Origin of the sequence: Flavobacterium sp. 140616W15, from assembly GCF_003668995.1 — a bacterium.
Taxonomy (GTDB): Bacteria; Bacteroidota; Bacteroidia; order Flavobacteriales; family Flavobacteriaceae; genus Flavobacterium.
Map to the genome: position 1 here is coordinate 4,456,436 of NZ_CP033068.1, position 22,344 is coordinate 4,478,779.

Consider the following 22,344-nt stretch of genomic DNA (forward strand, 5'->3'; position numbering starts at 1 on the left):
ATTACTCCCGAAGATTTTTTAAATGGACAAGTTTTACTGATAGATAAACCTTTAAACTGGAGTTCTTTTCAGGCAGTGAATAAATTAAAATATGCATTAATAAATAAGGTTGGACTTCCTAAGAAATTCAAAATTGGTCATGCAGGCACATTAGATCCTTTGGCGACTGGATTGTTGCTTATTTGTACTGGGAAGTTTACCAAAAGAATTTCTGAGTTACAAGGTCAAGCCAAAGAGTATACTGGTACTTTCTTTATTGGAGCTACAACGCCTTCTTATGACTTAGAAACCGAAATCGATCAGACTTTTCCAACAGCACATATCGATGAGGTGCTTATTCATGAAACAGTAAAACAGTTTTTGGGCGAAATAGATCAGAAGCCACCAATATATTCTGCTATAAAAAAAGATGGCGTTCGTTTGTATGAACACGCACGTGCTGGTGAGACTATCGAAATTGCAAGCCGAAAAACTACTATTCATGAGTTTGAAATTACAAGAATCGCACTTCCAGAAATTGATTTTAGAGTAGTTTGTAGTAAAGGAACTTATATTCGTTCGCTTGCCTTTGATTTTGGAAAAACTATGAATTCAGGTTCACATTTAACAGCTTTACGCCGTACCAAAATTGGGGATTACGATGTGAAAAATGCGACTGATGTTACTTTGTTTGAAGAAAGTTTATAAAGATTTTTTGTATTGAGCAGTAGCTAATAGATTTTAGTTTTATAATATCATTTTTGAAGACTCTCAGTTTAGTATTATTTTTTGTAATTTAGACTACTGTTTAGAAAAACAAAAAGATGAAAAATCTACTTCAGGTATTTTTTTTGATAGTAACAATGTCATGTTATTGTCAAATAAAAAATCAAAATTTTGTATCAACTGATATTGATAATTTTTGGAATGCATACGAGAAAATTATTTCTACAAAAGATAGCGTTCAACAATATAATTTCTTAAAAGATTTTTATATTGATAAAGGAACTCTGGGTTTGAAAAGTCTAATAGAAGTTCGAAATTATACCGCAGAAGACTTTATTAATTCGATAAATAAATATTCTAAATTCTGGAATTCACTAAAGCCAAATACTTTAAGTTGCAATGAACTTTATCCAGAAATTGAAGCTGATATAAATAAACTCAAACAGGCTTACCCTAATTTAAAGCCTTCAACTATTTACTTTTCTATTGGGGCATTTAGAACTAATGGAACCATACAAGGCGATCGGATTTTAATTGGTAGCGAACTGAGTTTGGCAGATGAAACTACTATTATTGACGAATTACCGCTGTGGCGCCAATCTTTTTATAAAGAATATAATCCAAGAAAAAATATTGCATTATTATGTACGCATGAGTATATACATACCCAACAAAAAGAATTAGTAGAGAACTTACTTTCGATGTGCTTGTATGAGGGTGTTGCAGAATTTATTTCCTGTAAAGTTACAGGTAAGCAATCTAATAGTCCAGCAATAGAATTCGGAAAAAATAATCAACAGAAAGTGATAGATTTATTTATTTCGGATTTATATCTTGCTAAAAATAACTATAATTGGTTGTGGGGTGAGAATAAAAATGTTTTAAAAATAAGGGACTTGGGGTATTACGTTGGTTATGAAATTTGCGAGCGCTACTACAATTTGTCCAAAGATAAAGTAAAGGCAGTTAAGACCCTCATTGAGCTTGATTATAACAACGAAAAAGAAGTAGAACGGATTGTAGATGCAACAAAACTGTTCCCAGAAAGTTTAGAGAAGTTAAAGCATGATTATGAAAAACGACAGCCAAAGGTTGTATCTATTAAGCCTTTCAAAAATGGGAGTAAAAAAGTAAAACCAGGATTGACAGAAATCACAATTACATTTTCAGAGCCATTAAACGGATATGATGCTGGATTAGACTTTGGGCCTTTAGGGAAAGATTTTTGTCCTAAAATAAACTCAGAAAGAGTTTGGGCATCTGATTTAAAATCGTGGAGTTTTAAAGCAGACTTAAAACCAGACCAAGAATATCAGATATTAATAACGAATAGTTTTAAAAAACAAGACGGAACAAGATTAAAACCATATTTGATAAATTTTAAAACGAATAAATAGTTTCTGTACAAAGTAAAAAAAAAGCACATTACTAATAGTAATGTGCTAATACCTCATTCTAGAGTATTGTTGTTTCATACTGTGTCTTTGGAGTTAATAATGAGATATGTTTTTTCCTCCAAATAAAAATGTCGAAAAAAAATCGTAAAACCTTTCGAATAACTTTTTCATAATAGGGTATTTTTAAATTGTTAGACATTAAATAAACACCAATAAAATAAGCAAGTAATAGAAGTGGGATTCTTGTTACAAGATACGATTTTTTAATTAAAAATAAAATTTTTTTAAGCCCTAATCATTTGTCTTCAGTTGGTTAGCTATTTTTTACTTTATGAGGGCTTTATTATAAAGGTTGCGGTCAATTGAGTTTAACGATTTTCCATGATTTCCATGATCTCTTCTTGAGTCGAAATTCCTTTGTCGTGTAAGTACCACAATTGTAAATTTGTTTTAATGGTTTCATCAATAACTCCAAATTCTTTTTTGTAATTATTGACCAATTCAATTGCATCTTTTGGGCGTGGTCCCCAATCGGCAATAACTTCAAGTTTCTCTTTGTCAATAATAATTAATTTCGGAATTGCTTTTCCTCCATTTGTCAAAAATAAATTCATTAGATCCGGATTTTCATCACGAAGTACAATTTTTAGTTCGATTTTGTCATTGGATGCGGTTGCCATTTTATAAATAATTGGCAATAATTGTGCAGCATCACCACACCAACCTTCAGAAATAACGAGCCAAATATAATTCTTGCGAAGGTTTTGTAGCTTAGAAATTGTTGTTTCGGTAATTTTTATTGTTTTTTCTAACCGATTCATTCTAGTTTCATTCAAGCTAGTATAATGAGTTAGATCCTCAGATTGTTCGGATCCTGTTGATTTCCCTTCAGCTAATAAAGCAGTAACTATTTTTCTGTATTCGGTGTATGAATAGCTGTTGGACAGGGCATTGGTGATACTTTTTTGCATAAATTTATTTTTTTATGTGGAATACAAATTTACAGATTTAAAAGAAATAGATACTGATTTTTGTCATATTGCATCCTAAATGCATTATTTAAATTGAGCTTTTTAGATAAAAGTTAGAAGATAAATTAATTTTTTTAAAACACTATTTTTAAAAATGAGAATATGTCTATATTTGCACAAACCAACGCAACATAGAAATGAAATACAAAAGAATTCTTCTTAAATTAAGTGGAGAAGCCTTAATGGGAGATTTACAATACGGAATTGACCCAAAGAGATTGGACGAATATGCAGAAGAAATTAAGCAGATTCATGCAAAGGGAGTAGAAATTGCCATTGTAATTGGAGGAGGAAATATTTTTAGAGGAGTTTCTGGGGTAAGTTCAGGAATGGATAGAGTACAGGGTGATTATATGGGAATGCTTGCTACCGTAATTAACGGAATGGCATTACAAGGAGCTTTGGAAAATAAAGGAATGTTAACACGTTTGCAAACGGCTCTAAAAATCGAATCAATTGCAGAACCTTATATTAAAAGACGAGCTGTGCGTCACCTTGAGAAAAACAGAATTGTAATTTTTGGTGCAGGTACAGGAAATCCTTACTTTACAACAGATACTGCAGCAGTTTTAAGAGGTATCGAAATTAATGCAGATGTTATCTTAAAAGGAACTCGTGTTGATGGTGTTTATGATTCTGATCCAGAGAAAAATGCAGCTGCTGTAAAATTTGATTTTATCTCTTTTGAAGATGTGCTTAAAAAAGGATTAAATGTAATGGATACTACCGCTTTTACATTAAGTCAGGAAAATAAATTACCAATTGTAGTTTTTGATATGAATAAAATCGGAAATTTATTGAAAATTTGCGAAGGTGAAAATATCGGAACTGTAGTAAATATCTAGAGTACTTAGATTTTTCTAAATTTTGACAATCTTTTAGAGGAATCATTAAAAAAATAAAATTATATTAGTTAGTAAATTAAACGAATCATTTGTAGGGATCTAAAAATTGAATCGTCTAAAAATCTAAAAATCTAAAAAAAATGACTGAAGAAATCGAATTTATCTTAGATAGCACTAAAGAATCAATGGCAAATTCTATTGCGCATTTAGAAAAAGAATTTCTAAATATTCGTGCAGGAAAAGCATCTCCGGCTATGCTAGGGAGTGTTTTTGTAGATTATTATGGTTCAGCAACACCGCTGTCGCAAGTAGCAAAAATTAGTGTACCTGATGCAAGAACAATTACTTTGCAACCTTTTGAAAAAAATATGTTGCAAGCAATTGAAAAAGCAATTATGGTAGCTAATATTGGATTTAATCCAATGAATAACGGAGATGTGATCATTATCAGCGTTCCGCCATTAACAGAAGAGCGTCGTAGAGATTTGGCAAAACAAGCAAAATCAGAAGCAGAAGATGCTAAAATTGGTGTGAGAAACGTTCGTAAAGATGCTAACACAGATATTAAAAAATTAGAAAAAGAAGGAACTTCAGAAGATGTTTGCAAAAGCGCAGAAGAAGAAGTACAAAATCTAACGAATAGTTATATTAAAAAAATTGATGAATTATTGGCTAATAAAGAAGCTGAAATCATGAAGGTTTAATCTTTTTGTAACAATTAAAAATCCGTCTTGTTAATTTTATGCGAGACGGATTTTTTTATGCTTACTTTTGTGATATCACAAGCCTAATTTGTAATATTGTTTTTTGTATGAAGTTATTGTGTTTCTTAACATTATTTTTCACGCTTTCTATACAAGCGCAATTCCAGATAAACGGAATTGTAACGGAAAAAGTTACAAATAAACCACTCCCTTTTGCTACAATAGTTACCGATGACGGGGTGAATTCTATCACCGATGTCGATGGTAAATTCACACTTCAATCTACCGCTAGTATTGAGTATTTTACGGTTTCTTATATCGGATATACTTCGGCTATAATATATACTTCTGCTAATAAAAATTTTTATAAAGTTGGATTAGTAGAATCTACCGCAGCTTTAAAAGAAGTTATCATCTCAAACGAAAATCCTGCTTTGGCAATTATTAGGAAAACAATTGAGAGCAAGAACAAAAATAACCCGCAAAAAAAGCTAACCAGTTTTGAGTATAAAACGTATAATAAATTAATTGTAACTGCTAATCCAGATTCTATTAGTTCAAGACTGGATTCTATTTTTGTACAAGAAGCTATAGGTCGAAGATTTATTAAAGTTGATTCGGCTAACTTCAAATTCAAAGAGATCTCTAATAAACAGCATTTGTTTCAAACAGAAAAAGTTTCACAATATCAATTTGGAAATAATAAACTAAAAGAAACCATTTTAGGAACAAAAATGGCGGGCTTCAAACAACCTATCTATGAAGTTATTGCTTTTAATTTGCAATCTATTTCTATATACGATTCGAATTATGAACTTTTCGAAACGAAGTATAATAGTCCAATTGCCAAAGATGCTTTAAAAGATTACAATTATAAATTGCTTGATACCGTTTTGATAAAAGGTAGAGAAACCTATATGGTTTATTTTAAAAACCGAATGAGGAAACCTGAATTGGGACTAGAAGGAGTTCTTTATATTGATCAGGATAGTTATGCTATCGCAAAAGCAGTAATGCGTATTAAAGGCGTACTTGATATTAGTGGAATACATGAGTTTGATTATATCCCTGAGCAGAAAATATGGTTTCCAAAGGGGTCTACTTTTAAAATAGTAAAAGGAAAGAATGATGATGATATTAAGATTCTTGGTGGTACAATTCAGTTTGATGGAGATGCAGAGCAAGAAGAAGATATACATAGAAAAAAAGAAGCTTCAGATTATACTTATCTAGTATCTGAGAGTAATAATTTTGATGTGCATTATAATACACCCATAGAAATAAAAAATCCATCTTTATATATCGAAATTAAAGATGATGCTATTAAAAAACCAGAAAGTTTTTGGAATAAGTATCGAAAAGATAGTTTGGATATACGTTCTCAAAAAACATATATGTTGCTGGATAGTATTTCTTTGAAAAAAAGAATTGAAAGTAAAATTAGGTTTGGAAGAAAAATTATTAATGGTTACCTGCCAATAAGTGTAGTCGATTTAGATTTAAGAAAACTATTTAGCTATAATAATTACGAAGGATTTAGATTTGGCTTAGGTGGTGTTACTAATGAGTTTTTCTCAAAAAAATATAAGATTGGGGGCTATGCTGGATATGGTACCAAAGATGGGGCTTTTAAGTATAACTTAGATTTATCGACTCGAGTAGAACGATTCTCGAATACATGGGTAGGAGGATCTTATACCAATGATGTGAGGGAGATTGGTAGTACTGTTTTTGCGGTTGATAAAAGAGTTTTTAAATTGTATGACCCTCGACCTATAAATATTAGTACATTCTACAAATATGTTAGTTGGACTGGTTATTTGGCTACGCGAATCGTCCCGAAAACGGAAAGTATTTTTGAAATTTCACGTTCCTTAATAGAGCCCAAATTTGATTATGCTTACAATTTAAATGGAAGGTTGTATACCAATTATGTTATGACTACGGCAATGCTTTCATTGGCATGGAATCCTTTCAGTGATTATATGCAAACACCTAACGGGCGAATTGAGATTGAAAAAAGATTTCCAAAGTTTACGATTCAATACACACAATCATTGCCTAACATTGCAGAAAATGATTTTAATTTCTCTAAAATAGATTTTAAAACAGAATATGAAAAAAAATATCTAAACGGACAAAAAACAAGTTTGCTTTTGCAAGGAGGGTATGCAATGGGAGATGTACCAATCACACATTTGTATAATACTTCACCAAATAATATTACCAAAGAAACAATGATTCAGAGGGTAACATTTGCAGGCAGAAATAGTTTTGAAACAATGTTTTTTAATGAATTCTTTTCAAGTAAATATGCAATTTTCCAGGTTAAACATGGTTTTAACCGATTTAAAATAATCAAAAAAGTAAGACCGTCTTTAGTAATGGTTTCGCGCATGGCATGGGGAAATATGGAAAATCCAGAACAACATGTCGGGATTGATTATAAGACATTGAACAAAGGATTCTTTGAGTCTGGTATAGAAATAAATCAGATTTTTAGTGGTTTAGGATTAAGCGGATTCTATCGTTATGGACCAAACCAATTACCAAGATTTGAAGATAATATAGCTGTTAAATTGAGTTTTGTACTTGATTTAGGTATTTAAAAAAAATCCCATCTGAAGCAGATGGGATTTTTTAAATTATTATGGTTTAAGAATTAAGACCGATGGCGTGTTATTAAGCCATGTACTTTGAGATTCGATTAGTTTTTTCCAGCTGTCTAAGCTAATAATCATTAAATCCTGATGCTCTATAAACTCTTTTTTAATAGTTCTATCGTGCATTAGCATGATATGGTTAGGAGCAATTTGTTCAATAGATCGGATAGATTCCTGCATTTCACGATTGTTCTTTAATTCGCCACTAGCATCCAAAATGGTAATTTGAGAACCATTGTTGTTAATCAATTTCTTGGCATATTCAATAAGGAAAGAATCTTCTTTGCTAAAAATAGGTATGAAAACCTGATTTATTTCTTCTAGCTCCTTATCAATAAAAATCCCAACAGGCATTTTGCTTTTTGTAATAACATGTCTTGTTCTCTCGTCAAAAGGAGAATTTTCGAACAGACCTTCCTTTCCTGTAAATTTATCGATTAAACGGTCTGGATTTACTATTCTAGTGGTGAATCCTAGTATTTTACCTAATAAGGTTCCTTCAAAAATAGATTGTCCTAAACTAACTAATAATAAATCATATTCACCTTGATTTGCTGTTTCGGTTATGTCAGCATCAATATCATTAGATAATTTAAAAAGACTAACCATATTTTGATTCAAACTTTCCGATTCAGAAATAACTGGTAAAAGCATTTCTCTTTCATAATCTTTTACTTCAAAAGGATGTAACTCAGAACTTAATGATAAATGCATTGCAGTTACAATGGTATTGTCAGGTTGTTTTTTAGTCAAGCTATTTGCAATTCGTAATAATGTTTTTCCTTTGTCAGGAGTGTCAAATGAAAATAGGATTTTGTATTTGCTTTTGTTGCCTATTTCTTCTGGGATAACAGTTTTTTTGTCTTTAAAAATGAAATTGATAAAATCTAAAGCGGGTCCGGTCATAAAGGTCGTAACCAATGCCATAATTACCATCATAGTAAAAATTTCAGTTGATAAAACACCTAAATCGTATCCTATATTTAAAACAACCAATTCCATTAAACCACGAGTATTCATTAAAGCACCGATGGCTAAGCTGTCTTTCCAGCTTTGTCCTACAAATTTGGCTGCAAAGGCACTTCCAAAGAATTTTCCAACGACAGCTACTGCAATAATTACTCCAGTAACTTTCCATAAATAAGGGTCGTTTAATAAACCTATTTGAGTACGTAATCCTGTAAAAACGAAGAATAAAGGAAGTAAAAGTATAACAGATACGTCTTCTACTTTTTCGATAAAAATATTACGGAATTTATGGTTTTCAGGCATAATTGCTCCTGCTAAAAAAGCACCAAATAAGGCATGAATTCCGATTAACTCAGAAGCATAAGCAGAAAATAGAAGTGTTAAGAAGAAAATAGCAACTACAGGTTTGTTTAAACTCTCACGGGTTGAATTTAAGTCTCCTACACGTTTTAAAAACGGACGAACTATTTTAAGCATTACAATTACATAAATAATTGCTAATCCAATTACGTATAATGAACTAGTAAAAGAACCAGCTTTTACAATAGCAATTACTACGGCTAGAATACACCAAGCAGTAATATCATCTGCTGCAGCACAAGTTATAGCAATGGTTCCGAGCTTGGTTTTTTGTAAACCTCGTTCTTGAACAATTCTAGCTAAAACTGGAAATGCTGTAATACTCATAGCAATTCCCATAAATAGTCCAAAAGAAGCAAATTCAACTCCAATAGGGGCAAAAGTATGATAAATGAAATAGGCTAAAGTTAAGCCCAAAGCAAATGGAATTACGATACTTGCATGGCTAATTACAACAGATTCATGTGCTTTGTTTTTTAGTACTTTTAAGTCCAGTTCCATACCAATTACGAACATAAAAAGTATTAAACCTATTTGGCTTAAAAATTGCAGATTTCCTAAAGATTCTTGTGGAAATAAAGTAGCTGAAAATTCAGGGAAGTACATTCCGATAAGAGATGGCCCTAAAACAATACCAGCAACCATTTCTCCAATTACAGAGGGTTGACCAATTTTTCTAAAAACCCATCCAAAGAAACGTGCTACCAAAATAATTGTAATAATTTGGGCAAGTAAAATAGCAAGTGGATGTTGTAAGTTTTCAATCATTGCCGAAAGAAAATCATTCCAATGGCTACTCTCTATTTTCTTTTGAACAATTTCTCTTCCTATTTCTAAAGCTTTTCCTTTTGAGATTACCAAATAAATTAAAGCAGAAAATCCACCAATAATTATGAGATAAAATAATGAATTTTTAATGTTCTTCATATCACGTCATTTTGATTTATTGTGTAAAGATGCGGAGTGACTTTTGAGGAAAAAAGGAAAATCAAAGCTAATTCTTATTAGATGTAATAAGATGGGGAAATTTTGTAATAAGTTATATTTTTACTTTAAGTAAAAAGTCAGATCGGTAGGTTTCGCTCAAAGAAAGTGTAATATTTGTTCCGTTTTTTCTTTGATGGTGCAGTACTATTTCGTTGTGATTGAAAAATTTAATAGCACTCATTGCAATGATTTCCTTTTTATTTACTCGACAAAAATAGGCCTCGGGTAATTGTTTTAGGAGTGAACCAAAGTTTATGTTTTTTAAAGTAAGTAAGCTTCCATCTGCTAGAAGTACTGTTTTGTCACGACTGTCAGTTGTAGCAGTTTCTATGTATTGAATTTGATTAAAATACAACAAGGTTTTTCCTTTGTCTGTATTTAACTGCATGAAGGTTTTGACTGCTTCGGGTTTGTTAAACTGCTCAAGCGCTTTAGAAACAGCCTTTTGTAGACGTTCTAATTTTACAGGCTTTGTAATATAATCTACGGCATCAATATTAAATGCTTCGGCTGCATATTCTTTGTAAGCAGTACAAAAAACAACTAATTTGTTTTCAAGTAAACGGGCTAAATCTAGTCCGTCAATCCCGGGCATTTCGATATCAGATATTAATAAATCGAAATCTAGATTTGGAATTTCAGACAATAATTTTTCGGGATTATTAAAAGCTTTTACAATCTCTAATTCGGGAATTTGCTCACACAGCATTTTTAGATAAGTTAATCCGGGTAACTCATCATCCAGTAATAAGCATTTGAGTTTTGTATTCAAGTAGATTAATTTTTAAATGAGCAATGTAAGTATCGTTCTCTACAAATTTATCAAGTTTGAATTGATTTTTATAGATAATTTTTAATCGTTGTTCTAATGTGGCATTTCCTATACCGCTTCGTTCTTTCTTTAATACCTTTTTATCCGAAACTTTATTAGATACTGTTAGAGAGAAATGATTGTCTTTTAATTCAAATATTATTGAAATAAAGGCATCTGCATTTTGTATATCTGCATGTTTAAAAGCATTTTCGATTAAATCGATAGAGATTAAAGGAGCGAGCAATGGCTGGTCGTATAGTTTTTCGTCTTCGCCAATAATAGTCTTTACTTTTAATTCAAAAAGTGGACTAATTTTAATTTTGTTGATTTCGATTAAATTCAATGCAAATTCAATTTCTTCTTTTGGAGTGACCAACTTTTTCTTGCTCTCGTAAAGGATGTAATCTAGCACATTGGCCAATTTGTCTAAAGCAAAATAAGTTTGATACGCATGTGATTGAATTGAATTAAGGATATTCTTAAAAAGATGAGGATTAAGTTTAGATTCTAATGTTTCCAATTGCAAATCATTTACCTTCATCTCTAGCAGATAAAAATTCTTTTCGGCTATTTCTTTGGCTTTTCTAGATTGAACCAATTGATAGACTATATAACCAATCAGGGCTACTAGCAAAATAATTATTGCTAGTAGAAGATTAGTTATAGTGGTGCTTGTTTGCATGTTATTAATGGCTTGAAACAAATTTTAACCCAATAATTGAAGCTATTAAAGTCGTTAAGAAAAATATTCTCCAAAATGTTGCAGGTTCTTTAAAGATAAGAATTCCAACCAAAACAGTTCCTACGGCTCCAATTCCTGTCCAAACGGCATAGGCTGTTCCTATAGGTAAAACCTGAGTTGCTTTGTATAATAAAAGCATGCTTATTGTAAGGCATACAAAAAATCCAATCATCCAGTAAGTTGCTACCATTCCAGATGATTCTTTGGCTTTGCCAAGACAAGAGGCAAAACCTACTTCAAATAGCCCAGCTATTACAAGTAAAATCCAATTCATTTTTTAGGGTTTAATAATTAATACAGAAGGCACATTGCTCAACCAGGTACTTCTGGAGTCGACTAATGCTTTCCAACTTTCAAGACTAATAATCATTAGGTCTTGTTTGTCTAAAAATTCTTTTTTGATGATACGATCGTTCATCATCGATATGTTTTTAGGAAATTTTTGCTCCAAGGTAGTAATCGCACTCTTAATTACAAAATTTGTTTCTATGTTTCCGTTTACATCCAGAATACTGATGATTGAATTGTTGTTGTATATTAATTTTTGTGCGTAATCTATCAGGAATGTATCTTCGACATTAAATATTGGAATAAATATATGATTTACACTTTGTAATTCTTTGTCGATTAAAATCCCCAAAGGCATTTTGGTTTTCGAAACAATCAATCGTGTTCTTTCATCAAAAGGAGAGTTTTGAAACAACCCTTCTTTCCCTGTAAATTTATCTATCAGACGATCAGGGTTAATAATTCGGGTCGTAAAGCCAATTACTTTCCCTAATAATGTTCCTTCAAAAATAGATTGTCCTAAACCAACTAGTAGTAAATCGTAGTCGCCTTGATTGGCAATGTCGGCAATATCGGTTTCGATATCTATAGTAGCTTTAAAAATAGTAGTGATTTCCTGTTTAAGAATTTTAGATTCTTCGACAATCGGAATAAAGCTGTTTTTTTCTTTGTCTTCAATATTAAAAGCGTGCATTTCATCACTTAAGGATAAGTGCATTGCTGTAACTTGAGAGGTATCTTGTTGTTTTTTGACAAGACTATTTGCTAATCGCAAAAGAGATTTTCCTTTTTCGTTGTTCCCAAAAGAAATCAAAATTCGGTATTTACTGCTAATTGATGGTGTTTCGAGAACAGGAACTTCTTTGTCTTTAAATATATAATCGATTAAATCTAATGCAGGGCCGGTCATAAAAGTGGTTACCAACGCCATTATTACCATCATTGTAAAAACTTCGGGAGTTAAAACTTTAAGTTCTAGTCCTATGTTTAGAACAACTAATTCCATTAATCCTCTTGTGTTCATTAAAGCTCCTATGGTTAAGCTGTCTTTCCAACTTTGTCCCACAAATTTAGCAGCAAAAGCGCTTCCGAAAAATTTACCAACAACTGCAACCAAAATAATCATTCCGGTTATAGTCCATAAATAAGGATCGTTTATAAGTCCGATTTCGGTTTTTAGACCAGTAAACACAAAGAAAAGTGGCAGTAATAAAATCACAGATACATCTTCGACTTTCTCAATAAACATCGTTCGGAATTTGGGAACATCTGGCATGATTGCACCAGTCATAAAAGCGCCAAAAAGAGCATGAATACCGATAACTTCGGTTGCATATGAAGAAGCAATAAGAGTAAGTACAAAAATTGCCACTACGGGCTTGTCAATGCTGGATTTAGCTCCGTATAGATCACCAATTCTTTTTAAGAATGGTTTTACGATGTATAACATTGCCAGAACATAAATGACAGCCAGAAAGATGATGTATATCGAACTTACAAATGAGCCTGCTTTTACGATAGCAATAACCACAGCAAGCAAGCACCAAGCGGTAATATCATCTGCAGCCGCGCATGTAATAACAATGGTACCTAACTTAGTTTTATGAATGCCTCGCTCCTGAACGATACGTGCTAAAACAGGAAATGCAGTAATACTCATGGCAATACCCATAAATAAACTAAAGGATAGAAATTTTACACCTTCGGGAGCAAATCGATTATAAACAAAATAAGATAATCCGATACCTAGTGCAAAAGGAATTACGATACTGGCATGGCTTATTACAACTGCTTCATTGGCTTTGTTTTTTAGGGCTTTTAAATCAAGTTCCATTCCTATTACAAACATGAAAAGAATCAAACCAATCTGACTTAAAAATTTCAAATTGCCTAATGACTCCACAGGAAATAAGGCCATAGAGAATTCTGGAAAGTACAAGCCTAATAAGGAAGGGCCTAAGACAATACCAGCAATGATTTCACCTATTACAGATGGTTGCCCAATACGTTTAAAAACCCATCCAAAAAACCGTGCAACAAAAATGATTGTTATTATTTGGGCTAATAAGATGGCAAGTGGATCTTGAAAATTCGATCGCATCGAAGCGATAAAATCATACCACGAACCTTTTCCTGATCCTAAAACTTCTATTGTTTTATTTGCTTCTAAGTATTTTCCTTTAGTGATAATCCAGTATATTAAAGCCGTAAAACCTCCAGTTACTCCTATATAAAACAATGCGTTTTTGTAGTTTTTCATCCTGTATTTTAAATAATGTAATTATTTTCTCAAAAATAATACAAATATCAGAAAAGGGAGCTAAGAAATCGTATCAATTTCAATTAACTTATTGTAAAAAATTAACGGTAATTTATACATCTAACAACATAAAAGGTTAACCAAAATTTATCCTTTCCTGTGTTTTTTAGTACATTTGCAACCATTTTTAAAATTTTTATGAAAAAGAAATCGAATGTAGGTTTTTGGGAATTAATTGCTAGAATTATACTCAAAAACAGGATTGTAATTTTAGGGATTATTATTGCAATTACACTTTTCCTTGGTTACCAATGGAAAAATCTTGCTATGACTTATACTGAGGCTAACTTGCTTCCAAAAGAGCATATCGCAAATAAAGACTATCAGAAATTTTTAGATAAGTTTGGAGAAGAAGGCAATCTTATCGTTATAGGTTTTAAAGATTCAACTTTTTTTACACCAAAAAATTATGCTGCCTGGAATGAATTAATGACAGGTTTGAAAAAGGCTAAAGAGGTCGATTTGGTAGTTTCTTTAAGTGATTTGAAAAAATTAGAAAAAGATACTGTAAACGAAAAATTTGTCTTAGCTCCGTTTATTGATCAAAAGAAAGCGCTTGATCCAGCATATTTGCAAACGGTGCAATACGATTTGTTTCATAATTTGCCGTTTTATGAAGGGCTGTTGTTTAATAAAGAAAGCGGAAGTATCCGATCTGCGGTTTATATGAACAAAAAGCTTGTAAATACAGCAGAGAGAAAAACGTTTATTCTTGAAAATTTAGTTCCTAAGATTGATAAGTTCGAGAAAACAACCGGAATCGATTTACGTGTTTCTGGAATGCCATACATCAGGACTATTAATGCAGATAATATGAAAGGTGAAATAGGCCTTTTTATTGGTGCGGCTTTACTTACCGTCTCGTTGATTTTCTTTTTCTTTTTCCGTTCATTTAGGGCGACTTTTATTTCAATATGTATCTTAATTGTTGGTGTAGTTTGGTCTTTTGGAACACTTGGTTTGTTTCATTATAAAATTACTGTTTTAACAGCAATAATTCCGCCATTGATAATCGTTATTGGGATTACAAATTGTATTTTCTTGATTAATAAATACCAACAGGAAATAAAATTGCATAACAACCAAGCAAAAGCTTTGCAACGTATTATTTCTAAAATTGGAGTTTCGACTCTGATGACAAACCTTACTACTGCAGTTGGATTTGCAACCTTTATGATTACTGGGAATGATTTGCTTTTTGAGTTTGGTTTAGTGACATCGATTAATGTTATTTCTGTTTATTTTTTAACGCTTTTAATCGTGCCAATTGTGTACAGTTTTATGTCGATTCCTAAGGAAAAACACTTGCATCATTTAACTAAAACCTATATTTCGGTACTATTGGATTGGGTAGAGAGTGTAGTAAAATACAAACGAAAAGTTATATATACCATCTACGGATTGCTTTTGCTGTTTAGTATTATTGGGGTATCGCAAATGAAAGTGTCAGGAAGTTTGATTGGAGAAATGCCAAAAAGTGCTTCTTTCTTTAAAGATATTTTGTTTTACGAAAAGGAATTTAATGGAGTGATGCCATTAGAAATTATGATTGACACCAAACGTAAAAAAGGGGTCATGAAATTATCGACAATGCGTAAAATGGACGAGTTACAGGCTACAATCGAAGGGATGCCAGAATTGTCTAAACCAGTCTCTATAGTAAATTTGGTTAAATACTCGAAACAGGCTTTTTATAACGGGAAACCTGAGTATTATCAATTACCAACTTCACAGGAACAGACATTTATTTTGGCTTATGCTAAAAATGCAGTAAAAAACAATAAGGATAATTTAATGAAAAGTTATGTGGATTCGACAGGCCAGTACGCTCGAATTACAACGTTTATGAAAGATATTGGTACTGATGAAATGGCTAAAGTCGAGAAGAAACTTCATTCTAAAATTAATGAAATTTTCCCAAAAGATCGCTATGAAGTTACGGTAACAGGTAAAGCATTAGTTTTTCAGAAAGGAACTTCTTATTTAGTAGATAATTTAATTGAATCATTAATTTTTGCCATTTTTGTTATTGCAGTACTTATGTTGTATTTGTTCAGATCGTTCAAAATGGTTTTTGCTTCGGTTATAACAAACATATTACCACTTTGTATTACATCTGGATTAATGGGGTATTTTGGGATTCCACTTAAGCCATCAACGATATTAGTGTTTAGTATTGCATTTGGTATATCTGTAGATAATGCAATTCAGTTTATGGCAAAATACCGACATGATTTGTTACAGAATAACGGAAAGGTCAAGAAATCAGTTTTCAGTGCATTAAGAGAAACTGGAATTAGTACTTTTTATACTTCTGTTGTATTGATCTTAGGATTTGCAACGTTTACACTTTCAAGCTTTAGCGGAACAATCGCATTGGGAGGATTAATTTCATGCACGCTGGCATTTGCGATGTTTGCAAACATATTAGTCTTACCAGCTTTGGTATTGACGTTTGAAAAGAAAAAAACTAAAAAAGAAGATGTTATAGAAGGAGAGATTTAATCTTACCTTGAATAAGTAGAAAAAAAACTAACACGAATTTCACGAATTTGCACAAAATCAACGGTTGAGTTGAATTAGTTTACGAAATTAATTTCACAAACTAATTAGTGGGAATTGGTGAAATTTGTGTTTAAAATTATTATTCTTTTTTATGAGATATATTCAGGAAGTTATAGCTGAATTTGTCGGTCTATTTGCTGGTCTAAAGAAATGAAGGTTTCTGTTCTAGAAACGCCTTCAATTGCCTGAATTTTGGTGTTTAATAACTGCATAAGGTGTTCGTTGTCACGACAGATTATTTTAATTAATATCGACCAGTTTCCAGTTGTGTAATGACATTCCAGAACTTCGGGTATTTTTTTTAATTCTTTTACAGCTTCTAGATTTCGGGCAGCTTTGTCTAAATAAACGCCTACAAACGCCATAGTGTTATATCCTAATACTTTATTGTTAACGATAAATTTTGAGCCAGATATTACGCCAGATTGCTCTAGTTTGCGTAATCGCTGATGAATGGCCGCGCCAGAAATCCCAATTTTATTAGCAATCTGCAATATAGGTTTTCGAGCATCTTCCATAAGATATCTTAGGATTTCTTTGTCGATGCCGTCTATTTCAATAACTAGAGAATTGATTTTCATATATTTCGATTTAAAACTGATTTCAACGAAACAGTTTAAATTATAAATCAAATCTAATAATAAAACTTTAAAATAGAGGTCCATTTAGGATTTTTGTCAAAATTTTAAATTTTGAGAAAAATAGGGTAGGGCAAAAATGATTTTTTTTGAATGAGAATAACTTAAAAGGAAAAGGATTCTTGTTTAAGAAAATTTATGAAAGTTTGGATATAAAAAAAGCTACGAATTTCGTAGCTTTTAATTTATTTAGGTAAAAGGATTATTTCCCTTTATTTGCTTCAGCAATATATTTTTCTAACGCCATAGTCATTGATGGAGTTTCTGGAGTTGGAGCAAGAATATCTATTCTTAAACCATAATCTAAAGCTTCCTTTTGAGTAGTGCTTCCGAAAACAGCAATCCTAGTTTCATTTTGTTTGAAGTCAGGAAAGTTTTTAAATAATGATTTTATTCCAGTTGGACTGAAAAAAGCCAAGACATCATAATAAACATCAGCTAAATCAGTCAAGTCACTCATTACAGTTCTGTAAAAAATTGCTTGAGTCCAATCTACTTTTAAATTATTTAAAGTAATAGGAGCGTCTGCGTTTAATTGATCAGAAGCTGGTAATAAGAATTTTTCGTCTTTGTACTTTTTGATTAATGGAGATAAATCTGCAAAATCTTTTGCGCCAACGTAAATTTTACGCTTTCTGTACACAACATATTTTTGTAAGTAAAAAGCAACGGCTTCCGATTGACAAAAATATTTTAATCCTTCAGGAACTTTGTAACGCATTTCTTCTGCTACTCTAAAAAAATGATCAACAGCATTTCTGCTAGTTAATATGATTGCAGTGTAATGATTAAGGTCGATTTTTTGAACTCGAATCTCTTTCGCGTTTACTCCTTCCACGTGAATGAAAGGTCTGAAATCAATTTTTATTTTGTGTTTCTGTTGGAGCTCAAAATAAGGGGAGTTTTCCACTTTAGGTTCAGGCTGTGACACCAAAATTGTTTTCACTTTCATAAGTTGTAATATTTTCTAAGCACCCTCTTTGGTAAGCCAATAATATATAAAATAATAAGGTGCTATTTCAAGAGTGCAAAGATATAAAATAAAATAAAATAACTTACTCAATATTACATTTTGATAGTTTTTAATTGAAATAAAATATGAGAATAGGCTAATACATAGTGATATAGCTAGTATTATTAACAGTACATTTTTCGAAATACCATCGTAATAGAACAAAATTGCATTGATAGGGAGTATTAAAATACCAATATAAGCTCTGTAACTTACTTTTTGTAGGTTAAAGTGCTCGGTAAATTCTTCGATATTGAACGAAGTAGCAACTATTTTTTCGATTAAATATTTCGATAAAATAAAGAAAGCTAATAAGGTTACGATTTGAATGTATAATAACCAATCGGTTTTGGATGCATATCCAAAACTACTAAGTGTAAGCTGTATAAAAAATGCAAAAGAAATGATTTGTATGAAGAATAAGATGGTTGTAAAACCACTTTTTATATGACTACTGTCTCGATATATCTTGGCGTATTTATCAGAAAAAATTAATTTGGTAAAATCGCCAAAACGGGTTTCGTAAATAGACTTTGTTATAGCAATAACGGCAAAGCATAACACAAACAAAAGTGTTGCCCAGTCTTTATTTTCAGTAATTCTTGGATGAAGGTGTTCAATCATAGCAATGCAAAATTAGTAATTTTTTGTCTCATTACTTTTATTATAACTTTATTATGAATGAAATGCTATAAAAAGTTTACTTTTGCGTTGAAATTACTCGGAAAAATGAATGATTGTATTGTTATAATTCCCACTTACAACGAAATTGAAAACATTGAAAGCATTATTAGGGCTGTGCTTTCGCAACATAAACCTTTTCACCTTCTTATTGTCGATGATAACTCGCCAGATCACACTGCAGATAAAGTTGTTATGCTTCAAGAAGAATTTGAAGGCAGATTGTTTATAGAAAACAGAGCTAAGAAAGCTGGATTAGGAACTGCTTATGTTCATGGATTTAAATGGGCTCTGGATCGAAAATATAATTATATATTCGAAATGGATGCCGATTTTTCACATAATCCTAATGACCTCGAAAAACTTTTTGATGCTTGTCATTTTGGAGGTGCTGATCTTGCTATTGGTTCTAGATATGTAAAAGGTGTAAATGTTGTAAACTGGCCATTAAGCCGTGTATTGATGTCTTATTTCGCATCTGTTTATGTAAAATTCATAACGGGAATGAAAATTCATGATGCTACAGCTGGGTTTGTTTGTTATAAAAGAGAGGTTTTAGAAGCTATTAATCTTAACAAAATAAAATTTGTTGGATATGCTTTTCAAATCGAAATGAAATATAGAACATATTGTAAAAAATTTGAAATTACCGAAGTTCCAATTATTTTTACAGATAGAACTAAGGGGGTTTCTAAAATGAGTAACGCTATTATCAAAGAGGCAATTTTTGGAGTTATTTCACTTCGACTGAAAAAATTAGTCAATTCTTTATAAAACAATTAGAATGAATAGGATATTAATAAAAAACGCTAAAATCGTAAACGAAGGGTCAATTTTTGAAGGCGATTTGTTAATCGAAAATGATTTAATTGTAGAAATTTCAGACAGTATAAGTCTGAAATCTTCTAATTGTATTGTTATTGATGCCGAAGGAAGTTACTTAATGCCTGGTGCAATTGATGATCAAGTACATTTTAGAGAACCTGGATTAACACATAAAGGAGATATCGAATCAGAATCGAAAGCAGCTGTTGCTGGAGGAATCACTTCGTTTATTGAGCAACCTAATACGGTGCCTAATGCGGTAACTCAGGAGATACTGGAAGAAAAATACCAAATAGCTTCAAAAAAATCATATGCGAATTATTCGTTTATGATGGGAGCAACCAACGATAATTTAGACGAAGTTCTAAAAACAAATCCAAAGAATGTAGCAGGAATCAAGATATTTTTGGGTTCATCAACCGGAAATATGTTGGTTGATAATGAAGCAACACTCGAAAAGATATTCTCAAGTACACCAATGCTTATAGCTGTACATTGTGAGGACGAAACTACAATACAGAATAATCTAGCAAAATATATAGAAGAGTATGGTGAAGATGTTCCTGTAACAGCGCATCATTTAATTCGTAGTGCCGAAGCATGTTATATTTCTTCGTCAAAAGCTGTTGCATTGGCTAAGAAAACAGGAGCACGTTTGCATATCTTTCATCTTTCGACTGCAAAAGAAATGGAATTGTTTACCAACAAAATTCCTTTGGAAGAAAAGAAAATTACTGCCGAAGTTTGTGTTCATCACTTGTGGTTTACAGATGAAGATTATAAAACTAAAGGGAATTTTATAAAATGGAATCCTGCTGTAAAAACTGCCGATGACAGAAAAGCACTTTGGGAAGCTTTGCTTGATGGACGAATAGATGTTATTGCAACAGATCATGCACCACATACAAAAGAAGAAAAGAAACAATCATATCTAAAAGCTCCTTCTGGAGGGCCTTTGGTTCAGCATGCTGTTGTGGCTATGTTTGAAGCTCATCATCAAGGAAAAATCAGTATTGAGAAAATAGTAGAAAAAATGTGTCACAATCCTGCTAAGATTTTCAAAATTGAAAAAAGAGGATTTATCAGAGAGGGGTATTATGCCGATTTGGTGATTGTAAACGCAGGACTGCCTTGGAGTGTAAATACAGATAATATTTTGGCTAAATGTAAATGGTCACCATTTGAAGGATATACTTTTAAGTCAAGAATTACACACACTTTTGTAAACGGACAATTGGTTTATAATTCTTTTAAGGTGAAAAATGTTCATGCTGGGAAAAGATTATTATTTGATAGATAGAATATGAAAAAAATAATCATAATTATTTCGGTATTATTCTTTGCTGTTGGATGCAAAAAAGAGTTGGTTAAAAAGCCAGAGCGACTTGTTGAGAGAGATAAGATGATAGATATTATGTATGATTTATCATTGCTAGAAGCTATAAAATATCAAAACCCAATGTCGTTAGATTCTTGTGATACCAATCCGACTAGGTTTATATTGAAAAAATATAAAGTAGATAGTTTGCAATTTGTTAAGAGCAATATGTATTACGCTGCTGATTATAATGGTTATAAGGATATGTTTGATGAGGTGGGGTCGCGTTTAGAAAAAAACGAAAAGAAAATGGACTCCTTAATTAAGCTAGAAAATAAGAAAAAGCAATTGCTTAAGAAAAAGAGTAAGATAATAAAAAAAGACTCTATTAAAGCTAAAGAAGGACTGGTAAAAGCAGTAAAAGCAGATTCGCTTAAAAAGAAAGCTACACGTAAGTAATTAAGTGTTTTTTTTATAAAGTTGCAACTTCTTTAATGTATTCATGAATATTTTTAAAGTCAGTTTTTAAAGCTGTTTTTATTTTCTCATTCGAATAAATATCTTTTGTATAAGACGATTTTGCGGTTGCTTTTGTAATCTGTCTTTTCTTCAGGAAAAAAGTAGATAAAAACCAGTCAATTCGCCATATAATTTTCATAAGTAAAGGACTTGCATGATTTGCAGGTCTTTTTACTTTTAATGCATCTGCTATTGTATTTAATACATCTCTAAAAACAATATTATCAGAAATTAGAGTAAAACGTTCGTTTTTTATCTCGCTCTTCATTAATGTAACTGCAATTCTCACAACGTCATCTACAGTAACAAATCCGGTACTGCCTAGACTGTAAAAGGAAAGCCCGTTAGCTACTTTTGTGTAAAGTTCAGCACTTCCTTTTTCATCGCTTTTAGATTTTGGAATAGGCCCTAGGATAACTCCAGGATTTATAATGACAATATCCAGGCCTTCTTGCCAACCACGCCAAACTTCCATTTCGGCACCATATTTAGAAATGGCATAATCACTATGTGGTTTTTCGGGATTCCATTCGACTTCTTCAGTAATGACAGACTCATGAGGAGCAAGGTCACCAAGAGCAGCAATTGAACTTACAAAACACAATTTTTTTACTTGTTTTGCAATACAGAAATTCACAATGTTTGCGGTGCCTTCGATATTGGTTTTTCTAACTAAATCTTCGTCTTTAGGATCAAATGAGATTATAGCAGCGCAGTGATAAACATATTTTATATCAATAAAAGCAGCTTCTAAAGAAGGAACGTCAAGTATGTCAGCTTCTATCCATTGAATTGATTCGAATAAATGGGATTTTTTATATAAATCAAAAACGGACTTTGTTCTTTCTATTTTCTTCTTGTTTCGGTAAATTGCCCGAACGTTATCTCCATTTTCAATTAAATGAAGTAATAAATGTGCACCAACTAAACCTGTTCCTCCTGTTACTAAAACCATTTTGTA

The 22,344-nt window shown here is 31.8% G+C and carries 19 protein-coding genes; 9 read left to right on the top strand and 10 right to left on the bottom strand.

The genetic code is table 11. The annotated features are described in order from the left end of the window. Both truB and EAG11_RS19545 read left to right on the top strand, forming a co-directional pair. Positions 1-687, top strand: a complete 687-nt coding sequence (gene truB / locus EAG11_RS19540; RefSeq protein ID WP_129541141.1) for a tRNA pseudouridine(55) synthase TruB — start codon at positions 1-3, stop codon at positions 685-687. Positions 688-803: 116 nt separating this feature from the next. Then, a complete protein-coding gene (locus EAG11_RS19545) occupies positions 804-2,102 on the top strand; it encodes a DUF2268 domain-containing putative Zn-dependent protease (RefSeq protein ID WP_129540654.1) in 1,299 nt (432 codons plus the stop codon). 368 nt (positions 2,103-2,470) lie between these two features. On the opposite strand, the gene EAG11_RS19550 is transcribed toward EAG11_RS19545, so the two are convergent. Continuing rightward, positions 2,471-3,073, bottom strand: a complete 603-nt coding sequence (locus tag EAG11_RS19550; RefSeq protein WP_129540655.1) for a thioredoxin family protein — start codon at positions 3,071-3,073, stop codon at positions 2,471-2,473. A gap of 197 nt (positions 3,074-3,270) precedes the next feature. Between EAG11_RS19550 and pyrH the strand changes: the two genes are divergently transcribed. The 3 genes from pyrH to EAG11_RS19565 all read left to right on the top strand — a co-directional run bounded on the left by pyrH (position 3,271) and on the right by EAG11_RS19565 (position 7,291). After that, on the top strand, positions 3,271-3,978 hold the full coding sequence (gene pyrH / locus EAG11_RS19555) for a UMP kinase (RefSeq protein ID WP_129540656.1): 708 nt from the start codon (positions 3,271-3,273) through the stop codon (positions 3,976-3,978). A 140-nt stretch (positions 3,979-4,118) separates the two neighbouring features. After that, positions 4,119-4,682: a ribosome recycling factor gene (frr, locus tag EAG11_RS19560; protein ID WP_129540657.1), complete on the top strand. Its 564-nt coding sequence runs from the start codon at positions 4,119-4,121 to the stop codon at positions 4,680-4,682. Positions 4,683-4,789: 107 nt separating this feature from the next. Beyond that, entirely contained in the window at positions 4,790-7,291 is a 2,502-nt protein-coding gene (locus EAG11_RS19565) for a DUF5686 family protein (RefSeq protein WP_129540658.1), read from the top strand. 39 nt (positions 7,292-7,330) lie between these two features. Here EAG11_RS19565 and EAG11_RS19570 read toward each other — a convergent pair whose 3' ends face one another. From EAG11_RS19570 to EAG11_RS19590, 5 genes are all read right to left on the bottom strand, one after another. Next, positions 7,331-9,601 (bottom strand): cation:proton antiporter, encoded by a 2,271-nt coding sequence (locus EAG11_RS19570; RefSeq protein WP_129540659.1) that lies wholly within the window; start codon positions 9,599-9,601, stop codon positions 7,331-7,333. Between the two features lie 112 nt (positions 9,602-9,713). Further along, a complete protein-coding gene (locus EAG11_RS19575; RefSeq protein WP_129540660.1) occupies positions 9,714-10,433 on the bottom strand; it encodes a LytTR family DNA-binding domain-containing protein in 720 nt (239 codons plus the stop codon). Further along, entirely contained in the window at positions 10,399-11,157 is a 759-nt protein-coding gene (locus tag EAG11_RS19580) for a sensor histidine kinase (RefSeq protein ID WP_207209609.1), read from the bottom strand. The genes EAG11_RS19575 and EAG11_RS19580 overlap by 35 nt, the downstream gene beginning before the upstream one ends. A 4-nt stretch (positions 11,158-11,161) precedes the next feature. After that, on the bottom strand, positions 11,162-11,491 hold the full coding sequence (locus tag EAG11_RS19585; RefSeq protein ID WP_129540661.1) for a multidrug efflux SMR transporter: 330 nt from the start codon (positions 11,489-11,491) through the stop codon (positions 11,162-11,164). 3 nt (positions 11,492-11,494) lie between these two features. After that, entirely contained in the window at positions 11,495-13,765 is a 2,271-nt protein-coding gene (locus tag EAG11_RS19590; RefSeq protein ID WP_129540662.1) for a cation:proton antiporter, read from the bottom strand. A gap of 198 nt (positions 13,766-13,963) precedes the next feature. Between EAG11_RS19590 and EAG11_RS19595 the strand changes: the two genes are divergently transcribed. Beyond that, positions 13,964-16,330 carry an RND family transporter gene (locus EAG11_RS19595; protein ID WP_129540663.1) on the top strand — a complete coding sequence of 789 codons (2,367 nt, stop codon included), beginning with the start codon at positions 13,964-13,966 and terminating at the stop codon, positions 16,328-16,330. A 170-nt stretch (positions 16,331-16,500) separates the two neighbouring features. Here EAG11_RS19595 and EAG11_RS19600 read toward each other — a convergent pair whose 3' ends face one another. The 3 genes from EAG11_RS19600 to EAG11_RS19610 all read right to left on the bottom strand — a co-directional run bounded on the left by EAG11_RS19600 (position 16,501) and on the right by EAG11_RS19610 (position 18,664). Then, complete coding sequence (locus EAG11_RS19600; protein WP_129540664.1) at positions 16,501-16,971, bottom strand: Lrp/AsnC family transcriptional regulator; 471 nt, start codon at positions 16,969-16,971, stop codon at positions 16,501-16,503. A 259-nt stretch (positions 16,972-17,230) separates the two neighbouring features. Beyond that, entirely contained in the window at positions 17,231-17,980 is a 750-nt protein-coding gene (locus EAG11_RS19605) for a uroporphyrinogen-III synthase (protein WP_129540665.1), read from the bottom strand. Positions 17,981-17,995: 15 nt separating this feature from the next. Further along, the gene (locus EAG11_RS19610; protein WP_129540666.1) at positions 17,996-18,664 is read right to left on the bottom strand and encodes a DUF4271 domain-containing protein; all 669 of its coding nucleotides are present in this window, start codon (positions 18,662-18,664) and stop codon (positions 17,996-17,998) included. A 105-nt stretch (positions 18,665-18,769) separates the two neighbouring features. Between EAG11_RS19610 and EAG11_RS19615 the strand changes: the two genes are divergently transcribed. Genes EAG11_RS19615 through EAG11_RS19625 form a run of 3 tightly spaced genes read left to right on the top strand, consistent with a single transcriptional unit; the run spans position 18,770 to position 21,323 of the window. Beyond that, entirely contained in the window at positions 18,770-19,495 is a 726-nt protein-coding gene (locus EAG11_RS19615) for a polyprenol monophosphomannose synthase (protein WP_129541143.1), read from the top strand. 10 nt (positions 19,496-19,505) lie between these two features. Next, a complete protein-coding gene (locus EAG11_RS19620; RefSeq protein WP_129540667.1) occupies positions 19,506-20,846 on the top strand; it encodes a dihydroorotase in 1,341 nt (446 codons plus the stop codon). A 3-nt stretch (positions 20,847-20,849) separates the two neighbouring features. After that, positions 20,850-21,323 (top strand): DUF4296 domain-containing protein, encoded by a 474-nt coding sequence (locus EAG11_RS19625; RefSeq protein WP_129540668.1) that lies wholly within the window; start codon positions 20,850-20,852, stop codon positions 21,321-21,323. Positions 21,324-21,336: 13 nt separating this feature from the next. Here EAG11_RS19625 and EAG11_RS19630 read toward each other — a convergent pair whose 3' ends face one another. Next, positions 21,337-22,338: an NAD-dependent epimerase/dehydratase family protein gene (locus EAG11_RS19630; protein WP_129540669.1), complete on the bottom strand. Its 1,002-nt coding sequence runs from the start codon at positions 22,336-22,338 to the stop codon at positions 21,337-21,339. Positions 22,339-22,344: the final 6 nt, after the last annotated feature.

Coding starts and splice junctions, on each gene's coding strand:
- EAG11_RS19545 (WP_129540654.1), top strand. CDS start 804: ATGAAAAATCTACTTCAGGTATTTTTTTTGATAGTAACAATGTCATGT.
- EAG11_RS19550 (WP_129540655.1), bottom strand. CDS start 3,073: ATGCAAAAAAGTATCACCAATGCCCTGTCCAACAGCTATTCATACACC.
- pyrH (WP_129540656.1), top strand. CDS start 3,271: ATGAAATACAAAAGAATTCTTCTTAAATTAAGTGGAGAAGCCTTAATG.
- frr (WP_129540657.1), top strand. CDS start 4,119: ATGACTGAAGAAATCGAATTTATCTTAGATAGCACTAAAGAATCAATG.
- EAG11_RS19565 (WP_129540658.1), top strand. CDS start 4,790: ATGAAGTTATTGTGTTTCTTAACATTATTTTTCACGCTTTCTATACAA.
- EAG11_RS19570 (WP_129540659.1), bottom strand. CDS start 9,601: ATGAAGAACATTAAAAATTCATTATTTTATCTCATAATTATTGGTGGA.
- EAG11_RS19580 (WP_207209609.1), bottom strand. CDS start 11,157: ATGCAAACAAGCACCACTATAACTAATCTTCTACTAGCAATAATTATT.
- EAG11_RS19585 (WP_129540661.1), bottom strand. CDS start 11,491: ATGAATTGGATTTTACTTGTAATAGCTGGGCTATTTGAAGTAGGTTTT.
- EAG11_RS19590 (WP_129540662.1), bottom strand. CDS start 13,765: ATGAAAAACTACAAAAACGCATTGTTTTATATAGGAGTAACTGGAGGT.
- EAG11_RS19595 (WP_129540663.1), top strand. CDS start 13,964: ATGAAAAAGAAATCGAATGTAGGTTTTTGGGAATTAATTGCTAGAATT.
- EAG11_RS19600 (WP_129540664.1), bottom strand. CDS start 16,971: ATGAAAATCAATTCTCTAGTTATTGAAATAGACGGCATCGACAAAGAA.
- EAG11_RS19605 (WP_129540665.1), bottom strand. CDS start 17,980: ATGAAAGTGAAAACAATTTTGGTGTCACAGCCTGAACCTAAAGTGGAA.
- EAG11_RS19610 (WP_129540666.1), bottom strand. CDS start 18,664: ATGATTGAACACCTTCATCCAAGAATTACTGAAAATAAAGACTGGGCA.
- EAG11_RS19615 (WP_129541143.1), top strand. CDS start 18,770: ATGAATGATTGTATTGTTATAATTCCCACTTACAACGAAATTGAAAAC.
- EAG11_RS19620 (WP_129540667.1), top strand. CDS start 19,506: ATGAATAGGATATTAATAAAAAACGCTAAAATCGTAAACGAAGGGTCA.
- EAG11_RS19625 (WP_129540668.1), top strand. CDS start 20,850: ATGAAAAAAATAATCATAATTATTTCGGTATTATTCTTTGCTGTTGGA.
- EAG11_RS19630 (WP_129540669.1), bottom strand. CDS start 22,338: ATGGTTTTAGTAACAGGAGGAACAGGTTTAGTTGGTGCACATTTATTA.